15 protein-coding genes and 1 pseudogene are annotated in these 17,368 nt (G+C 71.7%); 3 read left to right on the top strand and 13 right to left on the bottom strand.

The window, feature by feature from the left end; genetic code table 11:
* Positions 1 to 37: 37 nt before the first annotated feature.
* From H4N64_RS38960 to rimP, 9 genes are all read right to left on the bottom strand, one after another.
* Entirely contained in the window at positions 38 to 994 is a 957-nt protein-coding gene (locus tag H4N64_RS38960) for a bifunctional riboflavin kinase/FAD synthetase (RefSeq protein ID WP_186287349.1), read from the bottom strand.
* Positions 995 to 1,121: 127 nt separating this feature from the next.
* The gene (locus tag H4N64_RS38955; protein WP_186287348.1) at positions 1,122 to 4,547 is read right to left on the bottom strand and encodes a trypsin-like peptidase domain-containing protein; all 3,426 of its coding nucleotides are present in this window, start codon (positions 4,545 to 4,547) and stop codon (positions 1,122 to 1,124) included.
* 246 nt (positions 4,548 to 4,793) lie between these two features.
* The gene (gene truB / locus H4N64_RS38950; protein WP_186287347.1) at positions 4,794 to 5,699 is read right to left on the bottom strand and encodes a tRNA pseudouridine(55) synthase TruB; all 906 of its coding nucleotides are present in this window, start codon (positions 5,697 to 5,699) and stop codon (positions 4,794 to 4,796) included.
* Positions 5,696 to 6,142 carry a 30S ribosome-binding factor RbfA gene (rbfA, locus tag H4N64_RS38945; protein WP_186287346.1) on the bottom strand — a complete coding sequence of 149 codons (447 nt, stop codon included), beginning with the start codon at positions 6,140 to 6,142 and terminating at the stop codon, positions 5,696 to 5,698. Before rbfA ends, truB begins: the two co-directional genes overlap by 4 nt.
* A 32-nt stretch (positions 6,143 to 6,174) precedes the next feature.
* Positions 6,175 to 6,468 (bottom strand): DUF503 domain-containing protein, encoded by a 294-nt coding sequence (locus H4N64_RS38940; protein ID WP_186287345.1) that lies wholly within the window; start codon positions 6,466 to 6,468, stop codon positions 6,175 to 6,177.
* A gap of 132 nt (positions 6,469 to 6,600) precedes the next feature.
* Positions 6,601 to 9,699, bottom strand: a complete 3,099-nt coding sequence (gene infB, locus H4N64_RS46555; protein WP_186287344.1) for a translation initiation factor IF-2 — start codon at positions 9,697 to 9,699, stop codon at positions 6,601 to 6,603.
* A gap of 146 nt (positions 9,700 to 9,845) precedes the next feature.
* Positions 9,846 to 10,124, bottom strand: coding sequence for a YlxR family protein (locus H4N64_RS38930; RefSeq protein WP_186287343.1), 279 nt, complete (start codon positions 10,122 to 10,124; stop codon positions 9,846 to 9,848).
* A gap of 90 nt (positions 10,125 to 10,214) precedes the next feature.
* The gene (nusA, locus tag H4N64_RS38925) at positions 10,215 to 11,201 is read right to left on the bottom strand and encodes a transcription termination factor NusA (protein WP_186287342.1); all 987 of its coding nucleotides are present in this window, start codon (positions 11,199 to 11,201) and stop codon (positions 10,215 to 10,217) included.
* Positions 11,202 to 11,203: 2 nt separating this feature from the next.
* Complete coding sequence (rimP, locus tag H4N64_RS38920) at positions 11,204 to 11,713, bottom strand: ribosome maturation factor RimP (RefSeq protein ID WP_186287341.1); 510 nt, start codon at positions 11,711 to 11,713, stop codon at positions 11,204 to 11,206.
* A gap of 196 nt (positions 11,714 to 11,909) precedes the next feature.
* On the opposite strand from rimP, the gene H4N64_RS38915 reads away from it, so the two are divergent.
* From H4N64_RS38915 to H4N64_RS38905, 3 genes are read left to right on the top strand one after another with little or no spacing between them, the layout of a single operon-like run.
* Entirely contained in the window at positions 11,910 to 12,419 is a 510-nt protein-coding gene (locus H4N64_RS38915; protein WP_186287340.1) for a hypothetical protein, read from the top strand.
* A complete protein-coding gene (locus tag H4N64_RS38910) occupies positions 12,416 to 12,880 on the top strand; it encodes a DUF4439 domain-containing protein (protein WP_186287339.1) in 465 nt (154 codons plus the stop codon). Before H4N64_RS38915 ends, H4N64_RS38910 begins: the two co-directional genes overlap by 4 nt.
* 26 nt (positions 12,881 to 12,906) lie before the next feature.
* The gene (locus H4N64_RS38905) at positions 12,907 to 13,800 is read left to right on the top strand and encodes an aminoglycoside phosphotransferase family protein (RefSeq protein WP_186287338.1); all 894 of its coding nucleotides are present in this window, start codon (positions 12,907 to 12,909) and stop codon (positions 13,798 to 13,800) included.
* Positions 13,801 to 13,848: 48 nt separating this feature from the next.
* Here the strand turns inward: H4N64_RS38905 and H4N64_RS38900 are convergent, their stop codons facing one another.
* The 4 genes and pseudogenes from H4N64_RS38900 to H4N64_RS38885 all read right to left on the bottom strand — a co-directional run.
* The gene (locus H4N64_RS38900) at positions 13,849 to 15,552 is read right to left on the bottom strand and encodes a proline--tRNA ligase (protein ID WP_186287337.1); all 1,704 of its coding nucleotides are present in this window, start codon (positions 15,550 to 15,552) and stop codon (positions 13,849 to 13,851) included.
* 72 nt (positions 15,553 to 15,624) lie between these two features.
* Positions 15,625 to 16,155 carry a GNAT family N-acetyltransferase gene (locus tag H4N64_RS38895; RefSeq protein WP_186287336.1) on the bottom strand — a complete coding sequence of 177 codons (531 nt, stop codon included), beginning with the start codon at positions 16,153 to 16,155 and terminating at the stop codon, positions 15,625 to 15,627.
* 19 nt (positions 16,156 to 16,174) lie between these two features.
* A complete protein-coding gene (locus H4N64_RS38890) occupies positions 16,175 to 17,023 on the bottom strand; it encodes a GNAT family N-acetyltransferase (protein ID WP_186287360.1) in 849 nt (282 codons plus the stop codon).
* Between the two features lie 155 nt (positions 17,024 to 17,178).
* Positions 17,179 to 17,368 (bottom strand): annotated as a pseudogene (locus H4N64_RS38885) (flavodoxin-dependent (E)-4-hydroxy-3-methylbut-2-enyl-diphosphate synthase); the annotation flags it as partial.

The following is a 17,368-nucleotide window of genomic DNA, read 5'->3' as shown; positions in this document are numbered from 1 at the left end:
CGTAGGCACCGGCCGCCCTTCGGCGTCGTAGCGGCGGCTAGCGCTTCACCTCCGCCGCTGCCGTCAGATCGCGGATGACCTTGATGTCCTCCCCCATCCGCTCGATCAGCGCGTCGAGGGAGTCGAACTTCACCTGCCCCCGCACGAAGGCCAGGAAGTCGACGGCGACATGCAGGCCGTAGAGGTCAAGGCCGACCCGGTCGATGACATGCGCCTCGACCGTGCGCTCGGTGCCGTCGAACGTCGGGTTCGTGCCGACGGAGATCGCGGCCGGCATCTTCTCGCCCTGGGCGTGCAGCCAGCCCGCGTAGACGCCGTCCGCGGGGATCGCGGTGTGCGGGAGCGTCTCCACGTTCGCCGTCGGGACCCCCAGCTCGCGGCCGCGCTGCGCGCCGCGCACGACCACGCCCTCTACCCGGTGCGGGCGGCCGAGGATCTCCGCGGCGCCCTCGACATCGCCCTCGATGACCAGGCGCCGGGTCAGCGTCGAGGAGAACGGCTGGCCCCCACCCGCCTCGCCGGACACATACAGATCGACGACCTCGACATCGAAGTCGTACGTCTTGCCCAGCTCGGCCAGATACACGACGTCACCCGCCGCGCGGTGGCCGAAACGGAAGTTCGGGCCCTCGACGACGGCCTTGGCGCGCAGCTTGTCGATGAGGACCTTGACGATGAAGTCCGCCGGGGAGAGGTTGGAGAACTCCATGGTGAACGGCAGCACCAGAACCGCGTCCACGCCCAGTTCCGCCATGAGTTCGGCCCGCCGGTGGTGCGGGGCGAGCAGGGGCGGGTGGGTGCCCGGCCGCAGCACCTCCTTGGGGTGCGGGTCGAAGGTGACGACCACGGCGGGCAGACCCAGTGCGCGGGCGCGATCCACGGTGTGCTGGATGATGAGCTGGTGCCCGCGGTGGACACCGTCGTAGGAACCGATGGTGACGACGCTGCGCCCCCAGTCCTGGGGGATGTCCTCCAAGCCACGCCAGCGCTGCACTGTGACCGCTCCTTGTCGAACCCGTGTCCGTCACTACCTTCTACGCAGGTCTAAGGGTGCCATGCCGCGTGCCCCCGTCCCGCATCGGCATGGAGGCTGTGACGGGTAGCACGTGCGAGGCGCGGAGTCAGGCGGGGACCCGAACGCCTGCCAGGTTCTCGATCATCCGGCGGGTGCTGGGGCCCACCACGGCGGCCCAGTCCTGGGGCTCGTCGGTGAGCCAGTCGGCGACCCGGGCGGCGAAACCGGGGACATGGCGGCCGAGGTCGATGAGACCGCGGTCGAAACGGGTCGCCCCGTCCGGTGTGCGGACCAGCAGCAGCCCGGTGCGGTGGACCAGGTCGCGCAGGCTCTCGCCGCACTGCTGAGCCGCCGCGTGCAGCACCGCGTCCAGGACGGCGGGGTCACGCTCGTGGGCGAGGAGGAATTCGAGGAGTTCATGGCGCAGGGGGCGGGAGGCGGGGGTCCCGGGGGCCGCGAGGACGCCGGCGAGGGCGGCCCGCACCTGCTCGCAGCCGCCGTCGAGCAGCCCGGTGACCAGCGGGAACAGTACGGCTCGGGCGGCCGGGCCCTGCTCCAGCCGGCGGTCCACGTACGCGGCGACGTCCCCCGCCCGCTCCGGGCGCCGCTCCACCGCCTCCCGCACGAGGGCGGCGACCCGACGGGCCAGCGACGGCGTGGTGACGTCGGCGAGGGTGCGCAGCGCCGGGCCCGCGTCCGGTCGGCGCAACCGCTCCCGGAAGGCGTCGAGGACCGGCTCGGGGTGCGTGGTGAGGGCGCCGACCAGCGCGCTCGGCGGGAACTGCGGATCGCCGGACGCGAAGTGCCGTAGCGCGAGCGGGAGATGGCGGGCGCGGGTGAGCGGGTCGTGGACGAGGAGGGCGAGCGCGCCGCCGTACAGGGTGCAGTCGGCGGGGCGGGCGAGCAGGGTGAGAGCGGCGTACCGGAGGAGCTCACGGTCGGCCGTCGTGCGTACATGCGCCGCCGCGCGCAGTCCGTACGCCACCGCCGCCACCCGCCGCGCGGGCCGCTCGTCGTGCGCCCACCGGTCCACCGCCCGGCAGATCGCGGACGGTTCCTCCTCCGACAGCACGGCCAGCAACTCGTCCGCCCTCCGGTGCGCGACCTCGACGAGCGTCTCCGTCAGATCGTCCAGCGCGCCGTGCCGATGCGTGTGCAACAGCGCCTGCGCGGCCCGTGCGACGGTGGCGTGCGGGGTCGCGGGCAGCGGGCGGTCGTCGTGGAACCAGCGGGTGAGATACGGCTGTACGACGGTGGCGTCGGCGGCGAGGAGCCGGGACACGGCGTCGAGGTAACGGGGGCCGGTCTTCGTGTCGGCCAGGACGAGCTGCCGGAGCAGTTCGAGACGCGTGTCGTCGGGCAGGGGCAGCGCGGTCCAGAAGTCGGGGCCGAACTCCGGTGGTACGGGCTGCTGTTGCTGCCGCCAGGTCACGATCCGGTCGGCGAGTGTGCGCAGTACGTCCGTGTAAGGCGTGGCGTCCGGTACGCGCAGCAGGACCTGGGCAAGGAGGCGGGCGGCCCACCAGGAGTGCGGGTCGGCTTCCAGGGCGTGGGTCAACTCCTGGAGACGTAGAGCGAGTTGGAGGGGCGTATGCCGACGGGCGAGGAGCAGCAGGGCCTCGACCACCAGCCCGATGCGGTGGTGGGGTACGGGGAGGGAGCGGGGGTCCTCGGTGCGGTGGCGGTGAACCAGGGCGCGCAGGGCCTCGTCCAGGTCGAGGTGGGTGCCCTGGATCCAGTCGGCGAACTCCTCGTGGGCGAAGCGGTAGCCGTGTCCTGCGGGGACGAGGAGGCCTTCGGCTAGTACGGCGGAGGCCCAGCCGGTGCCGCCGCCGAGCCCTGCGGGTGCGGTGCCCCAGGGGAACACCGCCTCGAAGGTCTCCCGGTCGAGTCCGCCCTGGCCCGGGCCGAGGCTGCGGCGGGCGGCCTCGTGGACCTGGCCGGAGACTTTCGCGGCGAGCCTTTTCACCGCGGTGCCTCGCAGGCCGTTCTCCGCGGCCAGGCGCACCGCGATGCGCAGACACATGAGGTCCAGGTGGGCCGCGAAGACTTGGTCTCGGTCGATGGGGGTGTTGAGGGCGTCGGGGAGGGCTGTGCGGACCTCGGAGAGGAGGCGGAGGGTGAGGGGGTGGCGGGCGTCCCGGGGGGTGAGGGTGTGGTCGGGGATGCCGTAGCGGGTGCGGGCCTGGTGGGCTTCGGTGGGGGTCAGGTCGGTGAGGCGTACGCAGGGTGGGAGCCGCCGGGTGATTGAAAATGCGGACCGGTGCTGAGAGGGCGCGTCCGCCGGCATGGCGGTGCCGCCGTAAACCATCCCCTCCGGGAACTTTGCCCCCGCCCCCTCCCAGTACTCCTCCCTGCACGCCACCACCAGCCTCGCGCCCGTATGCCTCAGCCACTGCGCCGTTGCTGTCGTCCATTCGGCCAGGCGGTGGGAGAGGAGTGGGGGCATTTCCTCCGGGCCGTCCAGCAAGAGCAGCAGAGGGCGGGCCGTGGTGGGGGCCAGGTGTTCCGGGGTCAGGTCGCCGAGGTCTGTCGGTGTCATGGCGCGTGACGCCGCGACGATTCGGGCCGCCCTCTCCAGCGCCCTGCTCGCCGCGTCCGCCACCGACTTGTCGTCGGCCTTCAGGTCGGCGCCGCGCAGCCACAGGGTGGGGGCCGGTGCCGGGCCCCGGTGACGGCGGGCCGCCAGCGCCGCCAGTTCTGTCGTACGGCCGCTGCCCGGTGCGCCCACCAGGGCGAGGACCGAGGCCCCCGTGCACGAGGTGAACTCCTCGAACCGCCTTGCCACCGAGGGCCGTTCCACCGGTTCGGCCTCGCTCGGTGGGCCGTCCTGGCCCACCGATGTCGCCGTCAGTTCCAGGACGCCCGCCAGGTTGAGGTCGGCGCCGTACGCGGGGACCGTCGTCTCGTTCTCGGCGAGCAAGTCCGCCAGGGGGCATGGTGGGGGTGGGCGGAGCAGCACCGCGAATCCCGAGTCCCGGTCGCCGCTGTGCAGCGCCGTGCCCAGTACTCCGATCACCGCGCCGGTCTCCGCGTCCAGGACCGGGCCTCCGGCCGCTCCTCCCCCCAGCCGCAGCGCGTCCCTGCCTGCCGTGCCGATCGCCAGTTCCAGGGCGTTGTCGAGGTGGTGGAAGCCGTCGGATGCCGTGTACGTCACGGACGTCGCGCCCAGTACGCGTGCCTCGCGCCAGCCGCCTGCGGCGATACGGACGTATCTGCCGGACTCTGGATGGTCCCTCACCGTCACCGGCAGGGGCTCCGCGCCAAGGCCCTCCGTGCGGATCAGGGCCAGGTCCAGGGCGGGCAGTGGGGTCACCGCGTCGGCCGTCACCACGCAGCTCCGCTCGTGCGCGGCGCGCAGGACCAGGCGGGGCAGGCCGTCGACCGCCTCGTGGCTGGTGATCACCGTGCCGTGGTGGTCGGCCACGAAACCCAGGCCTCGGGGGCGGCCCGCGAGGTCGTGCACGCGGACCAGGGAGTTGTCGGGGGTGTCCTTCGCACGGTCCTCGGGCCGCGGGCCCCGTGCCGCCATGGTCCAACCTCCCCGCCGTACCGCCGTACCTGTCTTCGACGGTAGGCGCCGGATGATCAGCGGGACAGATCGCGCGGGGAACGCGCCCCCTTCCGCTCCCTCGGTTCACTCCGAGCGCCTGCACGGAAGGGTGAACAGAGGGGGACAGCTGGATACACCCTAGGGGTGGGGGAACCGAGGGGGGACCGTGGAGCGGCGGGCAGAGAGGCACCCCGTGCGCGCCGCTCCACGGGTGGAGCCGAGAACTCAGCCGAAGACGGCGAGGCTCTTCGCCTTGCCCTTGTGCTCCTCGACGAGCGCCAGGAAGCGGCCCTCCGGATCGAAGACCGCGACAGCGCCCCGGCCGGCGTACTCCTCGGGCATCTCCAGACGTACGCCGTTCGTCAGCAGCCGCGCCCGCCTGGTGTCCACGTCCCAGCGAGGGAACGCGGCCGCGGCGGCCTCGGCGATCGGCATCACGGTCAGCTCCTCCTGGAGCTGGTCCAGGGTCTTCGCGGAATCCAGCTTGTACGGGCCCACGCGCGTCCGGCGTAGCGCCGTGAGGTGGCCGCCGACGCCCAGGTCGGCACCGAGGTCCCGGGCGAGCGCCCGGATGTAGGTGCCGGAGGAGCAGACGACCGACACCACCAGGTCCAGGACGGGGGTGCCGTCCTCGGCGACGGCGTCCCGGATGTCGTGGACCGTGAAGGAGGAGACGGTGACCGGACGGGCCGGGATCTCGAAGTCCTCGCCCTCCCGCGCCCGCTTGTAGGACCGCACGCCGCCGATCTTGATGGCGCTCACCTTGGACGGCACCTGCATGATGTCGCCGGTCAGCTTGGCGATCCCGGCGTCGACGGCCTCGCGGGTGACCTCCGAGGCATCCTGCGACCCCGTGATCTCGCCCTCGGCGTCGTCGGTCAGGGTCGTCTGGCCGAGCCGGACGGTGCCCAGGTACTCCTTCTCGGTCAGCGCGAGGTGACCGAGGAGTTTGGTGGCCTTCTCGACGCCGAGGACGAGCACGCCCGTCGCCATGGGGTCGAGGGTGCCGGCGTGGCCGACGCGGCGGGTCCTGGCGATCCCGCGCATCTTGGCGACCACGTCGTGCGAAGTGAAGCCCGACGGCTTGTCGACGATGACAAGGCCGTCGGGCGTGGTGTGCTTCTGCGTCATTCGGCGGCGTCGTCCTCGTCGTCACCGGGCTTCTTGTACGGGTCCGCCTCACCGGCGTAGGTGGCGCCGGCCGAGACCTCGCGCACCTTCTCGTCGGACTGGCGGGCCTTGTCGAGGAGGTCCTCGATGGTCCGGGCGGTGTCGGGCAGCGCGTCGGCCACGAAGGTCAGCGTCGGGGTGAACTTCACGCCCGCCGCCGCGCCGACCGCGGAACGCAGGACGCCCTTGGCGCTCTCCAGTCCGGCCGCCGCGGCCTTCCGCTCCTCGTCGTCCCCGTACACCGTGTAGAAGACGGTCGCCTCCCGCAGGTCACCCGTGACCCGGGTGTCCGTGATGGTGACGTGCGAGCCGAGCCGCGGGTCCTTGATCCCGCGCTGCAGCTTCTGGGCCACCACCTCCCGGATGAGGTCCGCCAGCCTTTTCGCCCGCGCGTTGTCGGCCACTGGTCCGTCTCCTTAAGTGCTTTCTTGTTGCATCAGTCTTCGTCGCTGTGGAGCCTGCGTCGAACCGAGAGCAGTTCCACCTCGGGCCGCCCGGCGACCAGCCGCTCGCAGCGGTCCAGTACGTCGGAGAGGTATCCCGTGTCCCCGGAGACCATCGCGAGCCCGATCTCGGCCCTGCGATGAAGGTCCTGGTTGCCCGTCTCGGCCGCGCTCACCGGGTACTTGCGCTGGAGTTCGGCCACGATCGGACGGACGAGAGAGCGTTTTTCCTTCAGCGAGCGAACGTCGCCGAGGAGCAGGTCGAAGGACAGAGTCCCCACATACATGTATGTCCGGATGTCCCGCCGGTTCGGGGTACGGGCGCCACGCATCGACGCCGATACGGGAACCGTACACGCAACGGCCGGGGCCGATCGACGGAAATAACTTCCGCCGACCGGCCCCAGTCGCGTGTCAGATCACACGCGCGGCTTCTCGCGCATCTCGTACGTCGCGATGACGTCGTCGATCTTGATGTCGTTGAAGTTGCCGAGGTTGATACCGCCCTCGAACCCTTCGCGGATCTCGGTGACGTCGTCCTTGAAGCGGCGCAGACCCTCGATGTTGAGGTTCTCCGCGACCACCTTGCCGTCGCGGATGAGGCGCGCCTTGGTGTTGCGCTTGACCTCGCCCGAGCGGATGAGGACACCGGCGATGTTGCCCAGCTTGGACGACTTGAAGACCTCGCGGATCTCCGCCGTACCGAGCTCGACCTCTTCGTACTCCGGCTTGAGCATGCCCTTGAGGGCCGCCTCGATCTCCTCGATCGCCTGGTAGATGACCGAGTAGTAGCGGACGTCCACGCCCTCGCGCTCGGCCATCTGCGCCGCGCGGCCTGCCGCACGGACGTTGAAGCCGATCACGATGGCGTCCGAGCCCATCGCCAGGTCGATGTCGGACTCCGTGACCGCACCGACGCCGCGGTGCAGGACGCGGATGTCGACCTCTTCGCCGACGTCGAGCTGGAGCAGGGAGGACTCCAGGGCCTCGACGGAACCAGAAGCGTCACCCTTGATGATGAGGTTGAGCTGCTGGACCTCGCCGGCCTTGAGCACCTTGTCCAGGTCCTCAAGCGAGACACGGCGCGTGCGCTTGGCGAAGGCCGCGTTGCGCTCGCGGGCGGCGCGCTTCTCCGCGATCTGACGGGCCGTACGGTCCTCGTCCACCACGATGAAGTTGTCGCCCGCACCCGGGACGTTGGTCAGACCCAGCACCTGGACCGGAGTCGAGGGGCCGGCCTCGGCGACGTTGTTGCCGTTGTCGTCGAGCATGGCGCGGACTCGGCCGTGGGCGTCGCCCACCACCATCGTCTCGCCGACCCGCAGGGTGCCTCGCTGGACCAGGACGGTCGCCACGGCACCACGGCCGCGGTCGAGCCGGGACTCGATCGAGATGCCCTGCGCGTCCTGGTTCGGGTTGGCGCGCAGGTCGAGCGAGGCGTCGGCCGTGAGGATCACGGCCTCCAGCAGCGAGTCGATGTGCAGACCCTGCTTGGCGGAGATGTCGACGAACATCGTGTCGCCGCCGTACTCCTCGGCGACCAGGCCGTACTCGGTCAGCTGACCGCGGACCTTGGTCGGGTCGGCGCCCTCGACGTCGATCTTGTTGACCGCGACGACGATCGGGACGTCGGCCGCCTTGGCGTGGTTGAGCGCCTCGACCGTCTGCGGCATGACGCCGTCGTTGGCCGCGACGACCAGGATCGCGATGTCGGTCGACTTCGCACCACGGGCACGCATGGCGGTGAACGCCTCGTGACCCGGGGTGTCGATGAAGGTGATCTTGCGGTCCTCGCCGTTGACCTCGGTCGCGACCTGGTAGGCACCGATGTGCTGGGTGATGCCGCCGGCCTCGCCCGCGATGACGTTCGTCTTGCGGATGGCGTCGAGGAGTCGGGTCTTACCGTGGTCGACGTGACCCATGACGGTCACCACCGGCGGACGGACGACCAGGTCTTCCTCGGTGCCCTCGTCCTCGCCGAACTCCAGGTCGAAGGACTCGAGCAGCTCGCGGTCCTCCTCCTCCGGGCTGACGATCTGAACCGTGTAGTTCATCTCGTCGGCGAGGAGCTGGAGCGTCTCGTCGGAGACGGACTGCGTGGCCGTGACCATCTCGCCGAGGTTCATCATGACCGCGACGAGGGACGCCGGGTTGGCGTTGATCTTCTCCGCGAAGTCGGTGAGGGAGGCACCGCGCGACAGGCGAATGGTCTCGCCGTTGCCGCGAGGCAGCATCACGCCGCCGACCGACGGGGCCTGCATGGCCTCGTACTCCTGGCGCCTCTGCCGCTTCGACTTACGGCCGCGACGCGCGGGACCGCCGGGACGACCGAAGGCGCCCTGCGTGCCACCACGACCGCCCGGACCACCGGGACGACCGCCGAAGCCGGGACGGCCACCGCCGCCACCGAAGCCGCCGCCACCGCCGCCGGGGCCACCGCCACCGGGACGACCGGCGAAACCGCCGCCACCACCCGGACGGGCGCCACCGCCGCCGCCACCGGGACGACCGGCGAAGCCGCCGCCACCACCCGGACGGGCGCCACCGCCGGGACGACCGGCGCCACCGGGACCGCGGCCGCCGGGGCCGCCGGGGCCGCCGCCGGGACGCGGGCCGGCAGCCGGACGCTGCGGCATCATGCCGGGGTTCGGACGGGGACCACCGGGACCGCCGCCCGGACGCGGGCCGCCGCCCTGCGGACGGGGCATGCCGCCCGGGGTGGGACGCGCGCCGCCCGGAGCCTGCGGACGGGGACCGCCCGCCGCGCCCTGGGGACGGGGACCGCCCTGGCCCTGCGGACGCGGGGCGCCGCCGGGAGCACCGGCGCCACCCGGGCCGCCGGGACGGGGGGCACCGCCCGGACGGGGCGCCTGCGGGCGCGCCATGCCGGTGGAGCCACCGGAGGTGAAGGGGTTGTTGCCCGGACGGGGACCGGCCGGACGGGCACCGGGACGCGGCGCCTGGCCACCCGGACGCTGGCCGGAGGGACGCTCACCGCGACCCTGACCGCCCTGCGCGGGGCGCGGAGCACCCGGACGCGCCTGGCCACCCGGACGCGGGGCGCCCGGACGCGGGCCGGAGCCCTGGGAGGCGGCCGGAGCGGCGGGAGCCGCCGGCGGTGCCGTGAACTCGGGCGTGGTCGGAGCCGGGGACGCCGGCGCGGGGCGCGGCGCGGGCTTCGGGCCCGGGGTGGGACGGGGGCCGGGAGCGGCCGGCGCGGCGGGAGCCGCGGGCTTCTCGGCGGCCGGCTTGGGGGCCGGCGGACGCGGGGCGGCCGGACGGGCAGCCTGCGCCGGAGAGGGGGCTGCCGGCTTCGCCGGGGCAGCCTTGCGGGCGGGGGCGGGCTTGCCGCCACCGCTGCCCTGCTGGAGGGCGTCCGTCAGCTTACGGACAACGGGCGCTTCGATGGTCGAAGACGCCGAACGGACGAATTCACCGAGTTCCTGGAGCTTGGCCATGACGACCTTGCTCTCCACACCGAACTCCTTGGCGAGTTCGTATACCCGGACCTTAGCCACTTCGCTCCTTTTAGGTCCGGGTTGCGGCCGGACCGTCGCTACTTCATGGGCGTACTCATCGCGTACTCATCGAGTGCTCATCGCAATCTCGACCTACTTCCGACTCGCGAGGTACCAGGGCCGCACGGGGTTCCGTACGACGCTTCTTACGGTGTTGCCTGCTCGACGTAGAGGCGCAACGCCTTGGTGTCGAGCGGACCCGGGGCGCGCAACGCCCGTGGGAACGCCCGACGGCGTACCGCCAGGTCGAGACAGACCAGGGCGGGGTGCACATACGCACCCCGGCCGGGCAGCGTACCGCGATGATCGGGGACGCACTCGTCCTTAATCGCCACGATCCGCAGCAAGTCCTTCTTGGCCGCTCGCTCCCGGCACCCCACGCAGGTGCGCTCGGGGCAGGCTGGGGCTCGCGTCCGGCCAGACACTGTTAAGTCTACCTCCCCGCACCGACCTCACCCCTTTGGGGCAAGAATCGAACGGTTGTTGTCGTGATCTAAGCCACCTGCGGCCCGGTTCTATTCCCCGGGCTGCTCGGTGTCGGGACGGATGTCGATCCGCCAGCCGGTCAGGCGGGCCGCAAGTCGGGCATTCTGCCCCTCCTTGCCGATCGCCAGCGACAGCTGGTAGTCGGGCACGGTGACCCGGGCGGACCGGGCCGCCATGTCCACGACCTCCACCTTGGAGACCCGGGCCGGCGAGAGCGCGTTCGCCACCATCTCGGCCGGGTCGTCCGACCAGTCGACGATGTCGATCTTCTCGCCGTTCAGCTCGCCCATGACATTGCGCACACGGCCGCCCATGGGGCCGATGCAGGCGCCCTTGGCGTTCAGCCCCGAGCGGGTGGAGCGGACGGCGATCTTCGTGCGGTGACCGGCCTCACGGGCGATCGCCGCGATCTCGACGGAACCGTCGGCGATCTCCGGCACCTCCAGGGCGAAGAGCTTCTTCACCAGGTTCGGGTGGGTACGGGAGAGGGTGACGGAGGGGCCACGGACGCCCTTGGCCACGCGGACGACATAGGAGCGCAGCCGCATGCCGTGCGGGTAGGTCTCGCCGGGCACCTGCTCCTGCACCGGCAGGATGGCCTCCAGCTTGCCGATGTCCACGAGCACGTTCTTCGGGTCGCGGCCCTGCTGGACCACTCCGGTGACGATGTCGCCCTCACGCCCCGCGTACTCGCCGAGCGTGGCGTCGTCCTCGGCGTCGCGCAGCCGCTGCAGGATGACCTGCTTGGCGGTGGTGGCGGCGATACGGCCGAAGCCGGACGGGGTGTCGTCGAACTCGCGGGGCTCCTGACCCTCTTCGAGGTCCTCGGGATCCTCCTTCGCCCACACGGTCACATGCCCGGTCTCCCGGTTGAGCTCCACGCGCGCGTGACGGCGGCTTCCCTCGGTGCGGTGGTAGGCGATGAGGAGGGCCGACTCGATCGCCTCGACCAGCAGGTCGAAGGAGATCTCCTTCTCCCGAACCAAGCCCCGCAGGGCGCTCATGTCGATGTCCACGGCTACGCCTCCTCCTCTTCCTTCATGTCCTTCTTGTCCTTGCGGCTGAACTCGACCTGGACGCGGGCCTTGGCGATGTCGCCGAAGGCGAGCCTGCGGGTCGTGGCCTTGCGGCCCTTCACACCGGGTACTTCGAGATCCACGCCGTCGTCGTCCACGGTCAGGATCCGCGCGACCAGCTCCCCGCCCTCGGTGAGCTGGAACCTCACCAGGCGGTCGACAGCGCGCACGTAGTGCCGGTGCTCGGTGAGCTCGCGCTCCGCACCGGGGGTACCCACTTCGAGGTCGTACGCGCCGTCGCCCATCACATTCGTCTCGTCGAGCTTCGCCGAGAGCGCGCGGCTCACATCGGCGATCTGGTCCAGATCGGCACCGGTGTCGGAGTCGACGACCACGCGCAGCACCCGCTTGCGTCCGACGGAGTCCACTGCGATCTCTTCGAGATCGAGGCCCTGGGAGCTGACGAGCGGTTCCAGGAGTTCTCGCAGCCTCTCGCTCTGGGTGGTGCTCATCCGGGTGACTCCTCGGCCGCGTGTGCTGTTGTGGGATGGGTCGCGTGTCTGCTCAAAGGGTATCCGGTCCCGGGGTGTGTTGCCGTCCATCGGGTAGCGGACGGGTGCCGGTGAGTGGTCCTGGTCATGTCCACGGGTACCGTGATCACGGGCGTGCCGCCCCTCCCCCTCCGTACGAGCACCGAGGACGTCTGCCGTGCCGTTTCCCCCGCCGCCGCGCATGCCCTCGGGGCCGCGCAGAAGGAGCCTGCTCGCCGCGGCCACCGGTGCCGCTCTGCTCGTGGGCTGTTCGCCCGGCTCGGACACCGACGGCAGCACGGGCGGCAGCCCGTCGGCCGCGGATCGCGCACGCGCGCGTGCGGCCCGGGACAGCGCGGAGCTGGTCGACCGCTACGACGCGGTGATCGCCGTCCACCCGGCCCTGGCGGATCGGCTACGACCGCTGCGCGCGGAGGCGGTCCGGCACGCGGAGGCCTTCGGGGGTACGGCGGCCAGGACGGCCACGCCCTCCGCTTCGGCGACGCCCCCGGCGGTGCCGTCCGACGAGAAGGGCGCCCTCGCGGAACTCGCCGCCGCCGAACGGACTCTGGCCGACCGGAGGACCGAGTCGCTGCTGGGGCTGCCCGGGGAACTCGCCCGGCTGCTGGCCTCGGTGGCGGCGTCCGGGGCGGCGCATGTGTATCTGCTGACGGAGGGTGAGGCGTGAGCAAGGCCAAGGCCGAGGAACTGACCGCCCTCCAGGCGGCGCTGGCCGCCGAGCACGCGGCGGTGTACGGATACGGCGTCGTCGGCGGGCGGATCCGGGAGGCGCGGCGGACCGAGGCCCGGGGGGCGTACGACGCCCATCGGGCGCGGCGGGACGCCCTGGTGCGCGAGGTGCTGGACCTGGGCGGGGAGCCGGTCGCCGCGGAGGCCGGGTACGCCCTGCCGTTCGCGGTATCGGACTCGTCGGCGGCGACCCGGCTCGCCGCCGAGGTGGAGGACCGGGTGGCCGGGGTCTACTCCGATCTGGTCCGGGCCGCCACGGGCGAGCGGCGCCGTACGGCCGCCGAGGCGCTGCGGGAGGCGGCGGTGCGGGCGGTGCGCTGGCGCGGTGAGAGCGTAGCCTTCCCTGGGCTCGCCGAGCGTGCGGCCACCGGCTCGGCATCGGCGACGCCCACGGCGTGACCTGTACTGGAAGGAAACTCTCGCGTATGGCTTTCGAACCGCCGCGGCGTCTGGTCAGGGCGCTCGGTGAGACGGCACCGGACGCCGACGGCTGGCTGGATAAGCTGCCCGAGGCGACGCAGCAGGCCGTGACGCTACGCGAGTTGACCGTGGAGCGGGTGCAGGTGCCCGGCGGGCGCAGCAGCCTGGTCGTGCTGGTGCGGCGGGCGGACGGCACGCCGGCCGTGCTGAAGCTGGCCCCGCCGCGGGCCCGGCCCGAGAGCGAGCGCGCTGCGCTGGCGCACTGGGCCGGCCTGGGTGCCGTACAGCTGCTGGAGCCCTTCGTCACGGAGGGGGTGCTGTTGCTGGAGCGGCTGCATCCGGATGTGTCGGTGCGGTCGTTGCCGGAGGCGAAGGCGTTGCTGGAGGCGGCGGGGACCTTGCGGCGGCTGTGGGTGGAGCCGCCCGGGGATCATGTCTTCGAGACGGTGGCCGAGCGGACCGGGCGACAGGCGGAGGCCATGCGGGCGACGGCGGAGGCCGGGGTGACCGCGCTGGTCGACGCCGCGCTTGCCGCGCGTGAGGAGTTGCTGGCCGCGCCGCCCGAGCACCGGTTGCTGCACGGCACGTTCCGGCAGAGCAAGGTGCTGTCGGGCGAGCGGATACCGTGGTTGGCCGTGGGGCCGGATCCGGTGGTGGGCGAGTGCGCGTTCGACCTGGCTCGGCTGGTGCGGGACCGGGTGGAGGACTTGATCGCCTCGCCGTCGGGGGCGGCCACCACGCGACGGCGCATCAAGCGCCTTGCCGAGTCGCTGGACGTGGATCAGGAACGGCTGCGCGGCTGGACGCTCTTCCGGGCCGTGGAGTCAGGAGTGCGGGCACTGCGAGTCGGACGGCAGCAGGACGCGGAGCTGCTGCTGGAGTTCGCCGGCTGGCTGTGACAAGCGAAAGGTGCGGGTCCCCACGGGGACCCGCACCTTTCTCGTGCGCTACGCGCTCAGGCGCGCGATGGCCTCCTCGACCGTCAGTTCCTCGCGCTCACCGGTACGGCGGTCCTTGAGCTCGACCACGCCCTCGGCCGCGCGCCGCCCCGCCACCAGGATCTGCGGTACGCCGATCAGCTCGGAGTCGGTGAACTTCACGCCCGGGGACACCCCGGCGCGGTCGTCGCACAGGACCCGCAGGCCCTTCGCCGCCAGCTTCTCGGAGACGTCGAGGGCGAGTTCGGTCTGGAGGGCCTTGCCGGCCGCCACGACATGGACGTCGGCCGGGGCGACCTCGGCGGGCCAGCACAGGCCCTTGTCGTCGGCGGTCTGCTCGGCGAGCGCCGCGACCGCGCGGGAGACGCCGATGCCGTAGGAGCCCATGGTGACGCGGACCGGTTTGCCGTTCTGGCCGAGGACGTCGAGCTTCAACGCGTCCGCGTACTTGCGGCCGAGCTGGAAGATGTGGCCGATCTCGATGGCGCGGTCCAGCTTGAGGCCGGTGCCGCAGTTCGGGCAGGGGTCGCCGTCCTGGACGACCACGACGTCGACGTACTCGTCGACCTCGAAGTCACGGCCCGCGACGACGTTCTTCGCGTGCATGCCCTCCTTGTTGGCGCCCGTGATCCAGGAGGTGCCGGGGGCCACGCGCGGGTCGGCGAGGTACTTGACCTTCTCGCCCAGACCCTGCGGACCGACGTAACCGCGCACCAGGTCGGGGCGGCCCGCGAAGTCCTCCTCGGTGACCATCTCGACGGTGGCCGGGGCGAAGTGCGCCTCGACCTTGCCCATGTCGACCTCACGGTCGCCGGGGACACCGACGGCGACGATCTCGCCGTCGACCTTGACGAGAAGGTTCTTCAGGGTGGCGGAGGCCGGGACGCCGAGGTGGGCGGCGAGGGTCTCGATGGTGGGGGTGTCGGGGGTCGGAATCTCCTCGGCCTCGGGCAATGCCGAACCGTCCACCGGCTTCAGCTCGTACGTGATCGCCTCGGTGTTCGCCGCGAAGTCGCAGTTCGGGCAGTCCGCGAAGGTGTCCTCGCCGGCCTCGGCCGGGGCCAGGAACTCCTCGGACTTCGAGCCGCCCATGGCGCCGGCGGTGGCGGCGCAGATGCGGTAGTCGAGGCCGAGGCGCGCGAAGACGCGCTGGTAGGCCTGGCGGTGCAGGGCGTAGGACTGGGCGAGGCCCTCGTCGTCCAGGTCGAAGGAGTAGGAGTCCTTCATCAGGAACTCACGGCCGCGCAGGATGCCGGCCCGCGGACGGGCCTCGTCGCGGTACTTGTGCTGGATCTGGTAGAGGATGACCGGCATGTCCTTGTAGGAGGACGCCTGGTCCTTCACCAGCAGGGTGAAGATCTCCTCGTGGGTGGGGCCGAGCAGGTAGTCGCCGCCCTTGCGGTCCTTGAGGCGGAACAGCTCCTGGCCGTACTCGTCCCAGCGGCCCGTCGCGTCGTACGGCTCACGCGGCAGCAGCGCGGGGAGCAGCACCTCCTGGGCGCCGATGGCGTCCATCTCCTCGCGGACGATGCGCTCCACGTTCGCGAGGACCCGCTTGCCGAGGGGCAGCCAGGACCAGATGCCGGCCGCCGTGCGGCGGACGTAGCCGGCCCGGACGAGCAGCTTGTGGCTGAGGACCTCGGCGTCCGCCGGGTCGTCGCGCAGCGTCTTCGCCATCAACTGGGACATGCGCTGGACCGGTGCGTTCGCCATGGTTCGTGTACTCCTGCTGCGTAAGGGTTATGGCAGGAGGTTAGCCGGGGGGTGCGGGACGGTGGAAATCGGTTAGCGGCGGCGCAGGGGCAGGGGGGCGCCCATCACTGCGTACGGCTTGGGGGCGCTGGGGAAGTGGACCTGGCGGGCGAGGTCCTGGTAGCCGAGGGAGTGGTAGAGGCCGCGGGCCGGGCTGTCGGTGTCGATCGCGGAGAGGATCGAGCGGGGTTCGGCGGCGCCGTCGGTGATCGCGGTGATCAGGGCGCGGCCGACTCCCCGGTTCTGGTACACCGGGTGGACATGGAGCTCGGTGATGACGAAGGAGTCGTCGAGCCAGTGGTCGTTGCCCTGCGCGCGGAGGTACGGCTCCACGACGGTGGACCACCAGTGGGTGCGGTCATTCGGCATGCCGTAGACGAATCCGACGAGCCGTCCGTGCGCGGTGGCGCCCAGGGCGCGGGCTCCGGGGTAGGTCATGTGGCGCAGGACGATCTGACGGCGTACGGCCACCTCGTCCGGGCCGAGTCCGAAGGCGACGGCTTGAACGGCCAGGGCCTCGTCCACATGGGCCGACAGATCCAGGGGGCCGATGACGAGGTCCATGCCGGGAGGGTACAGGGAGCTAAAAGAGGACGCTCATGAAGGCGCCGACCTCTTCGAAGCCGACTCTTCGGTACGTCCTTCTCGCCGCGGTGTTGAAGTCGTTGACGTACAGGCTCACCACCGGGGCCACGTCCGCGAGGGCGTAGCGCAGTACGGCTGCCATGGCGGGGGCCGCGAGGCCCTGACCGCGGTGCTCGGGGGCCACCCAGACGCCCTGGATCTGGCAGGCCCGGTCGGTCGCGGCGCCGATCTCCGCCTTGAAGACCACCTTGCCGTCTTCGTCGAGGCGGGCGAAGGAGCGGCCGGAGCCTACGAGTTCGGCGACCCTCGCCTGGTACAGGAGGCCTCCGTCGCCTGCCATCGGGGAGACGCCGACCTCCTCCGTGAACATCGCCACGCACGCCGGCATGATCGTGTCCATCTCGTCCTTGCGGATACGACGGACCAGCGGGTCGGGGGTGATGTTCTCCGGCGCGCGGTCGGTGACCATGAGGGGCTGGTGGGCCCGTACGTCCCGGGCCGGGCCCCAGTTGGGTTCCAGCAGGCGCCAGAGCTGGGCGGTGGACTCGGCCGGGCCGACGATCGAGGAGCAGCGGCGGCCCGCTCGGCGGGCTCGGTCGGCGAAGGCACGGACGGCTCGGGGGGTGGCGCAGATGGGGACGAGGTTGGCGCCGGCGTAGCAGAGGGACGTCAGCATGCCGTCCTCGTACCAGCCCCACATTTCGCCGCCGAGGCGCCAGGGGTCGAGGCCTGCGACCTGGACTCGGGACGCGACGAAGGCGTTCGCGACCGGCTCGCGGTCCAGGACGGCGAGCGCCGCGTCCAGGTCGCTCGGTTCGAGGACCCGGGAGGTGGTCTGGGTCAACAACGGCGGGTGCCTCACACGCTAAAGGGTGGCTGGTCTCCGCACTGTACCTGCGGAAGCTTTGCCGCGCCGCTGTGCGCAGGTGCCGCCTGGTGGATCGCCCCCGCCGCCCTTACCCGTCCCTCCCCCCAGAGGGCTGGTGTTTCCCTGTGCCTCCGTCAGCCCGCGACCGAAACCGACGGCTCGCCCGACTCGATGCCCTCGCCCTGCATCTGCTCGGCCAGCTTCATGGCCTCCTCGATCAGGGTTTCCACGATCTTGGATTCCGGGACCGTCTTGATGACCTCGCCCTTGACGAAGATCTGGCCCTTGCCGTTGCCGGAGGCGACGCCGAGGTCGGCCTCGCGG

The sequence above is a fragment of the Streptomyces cupreus genome (assembly GCF_014257025.1).
GTDB classification, from domain to species: Bacteria; Actinomycetota; Actinomycetes; order Streptomycetales; family Streptomycetaceae; genus Streptomyces; species Streptomyces cupreus.
This window is presented reverse-complemented; position numbering and strand designations above follow the sequence as displayed.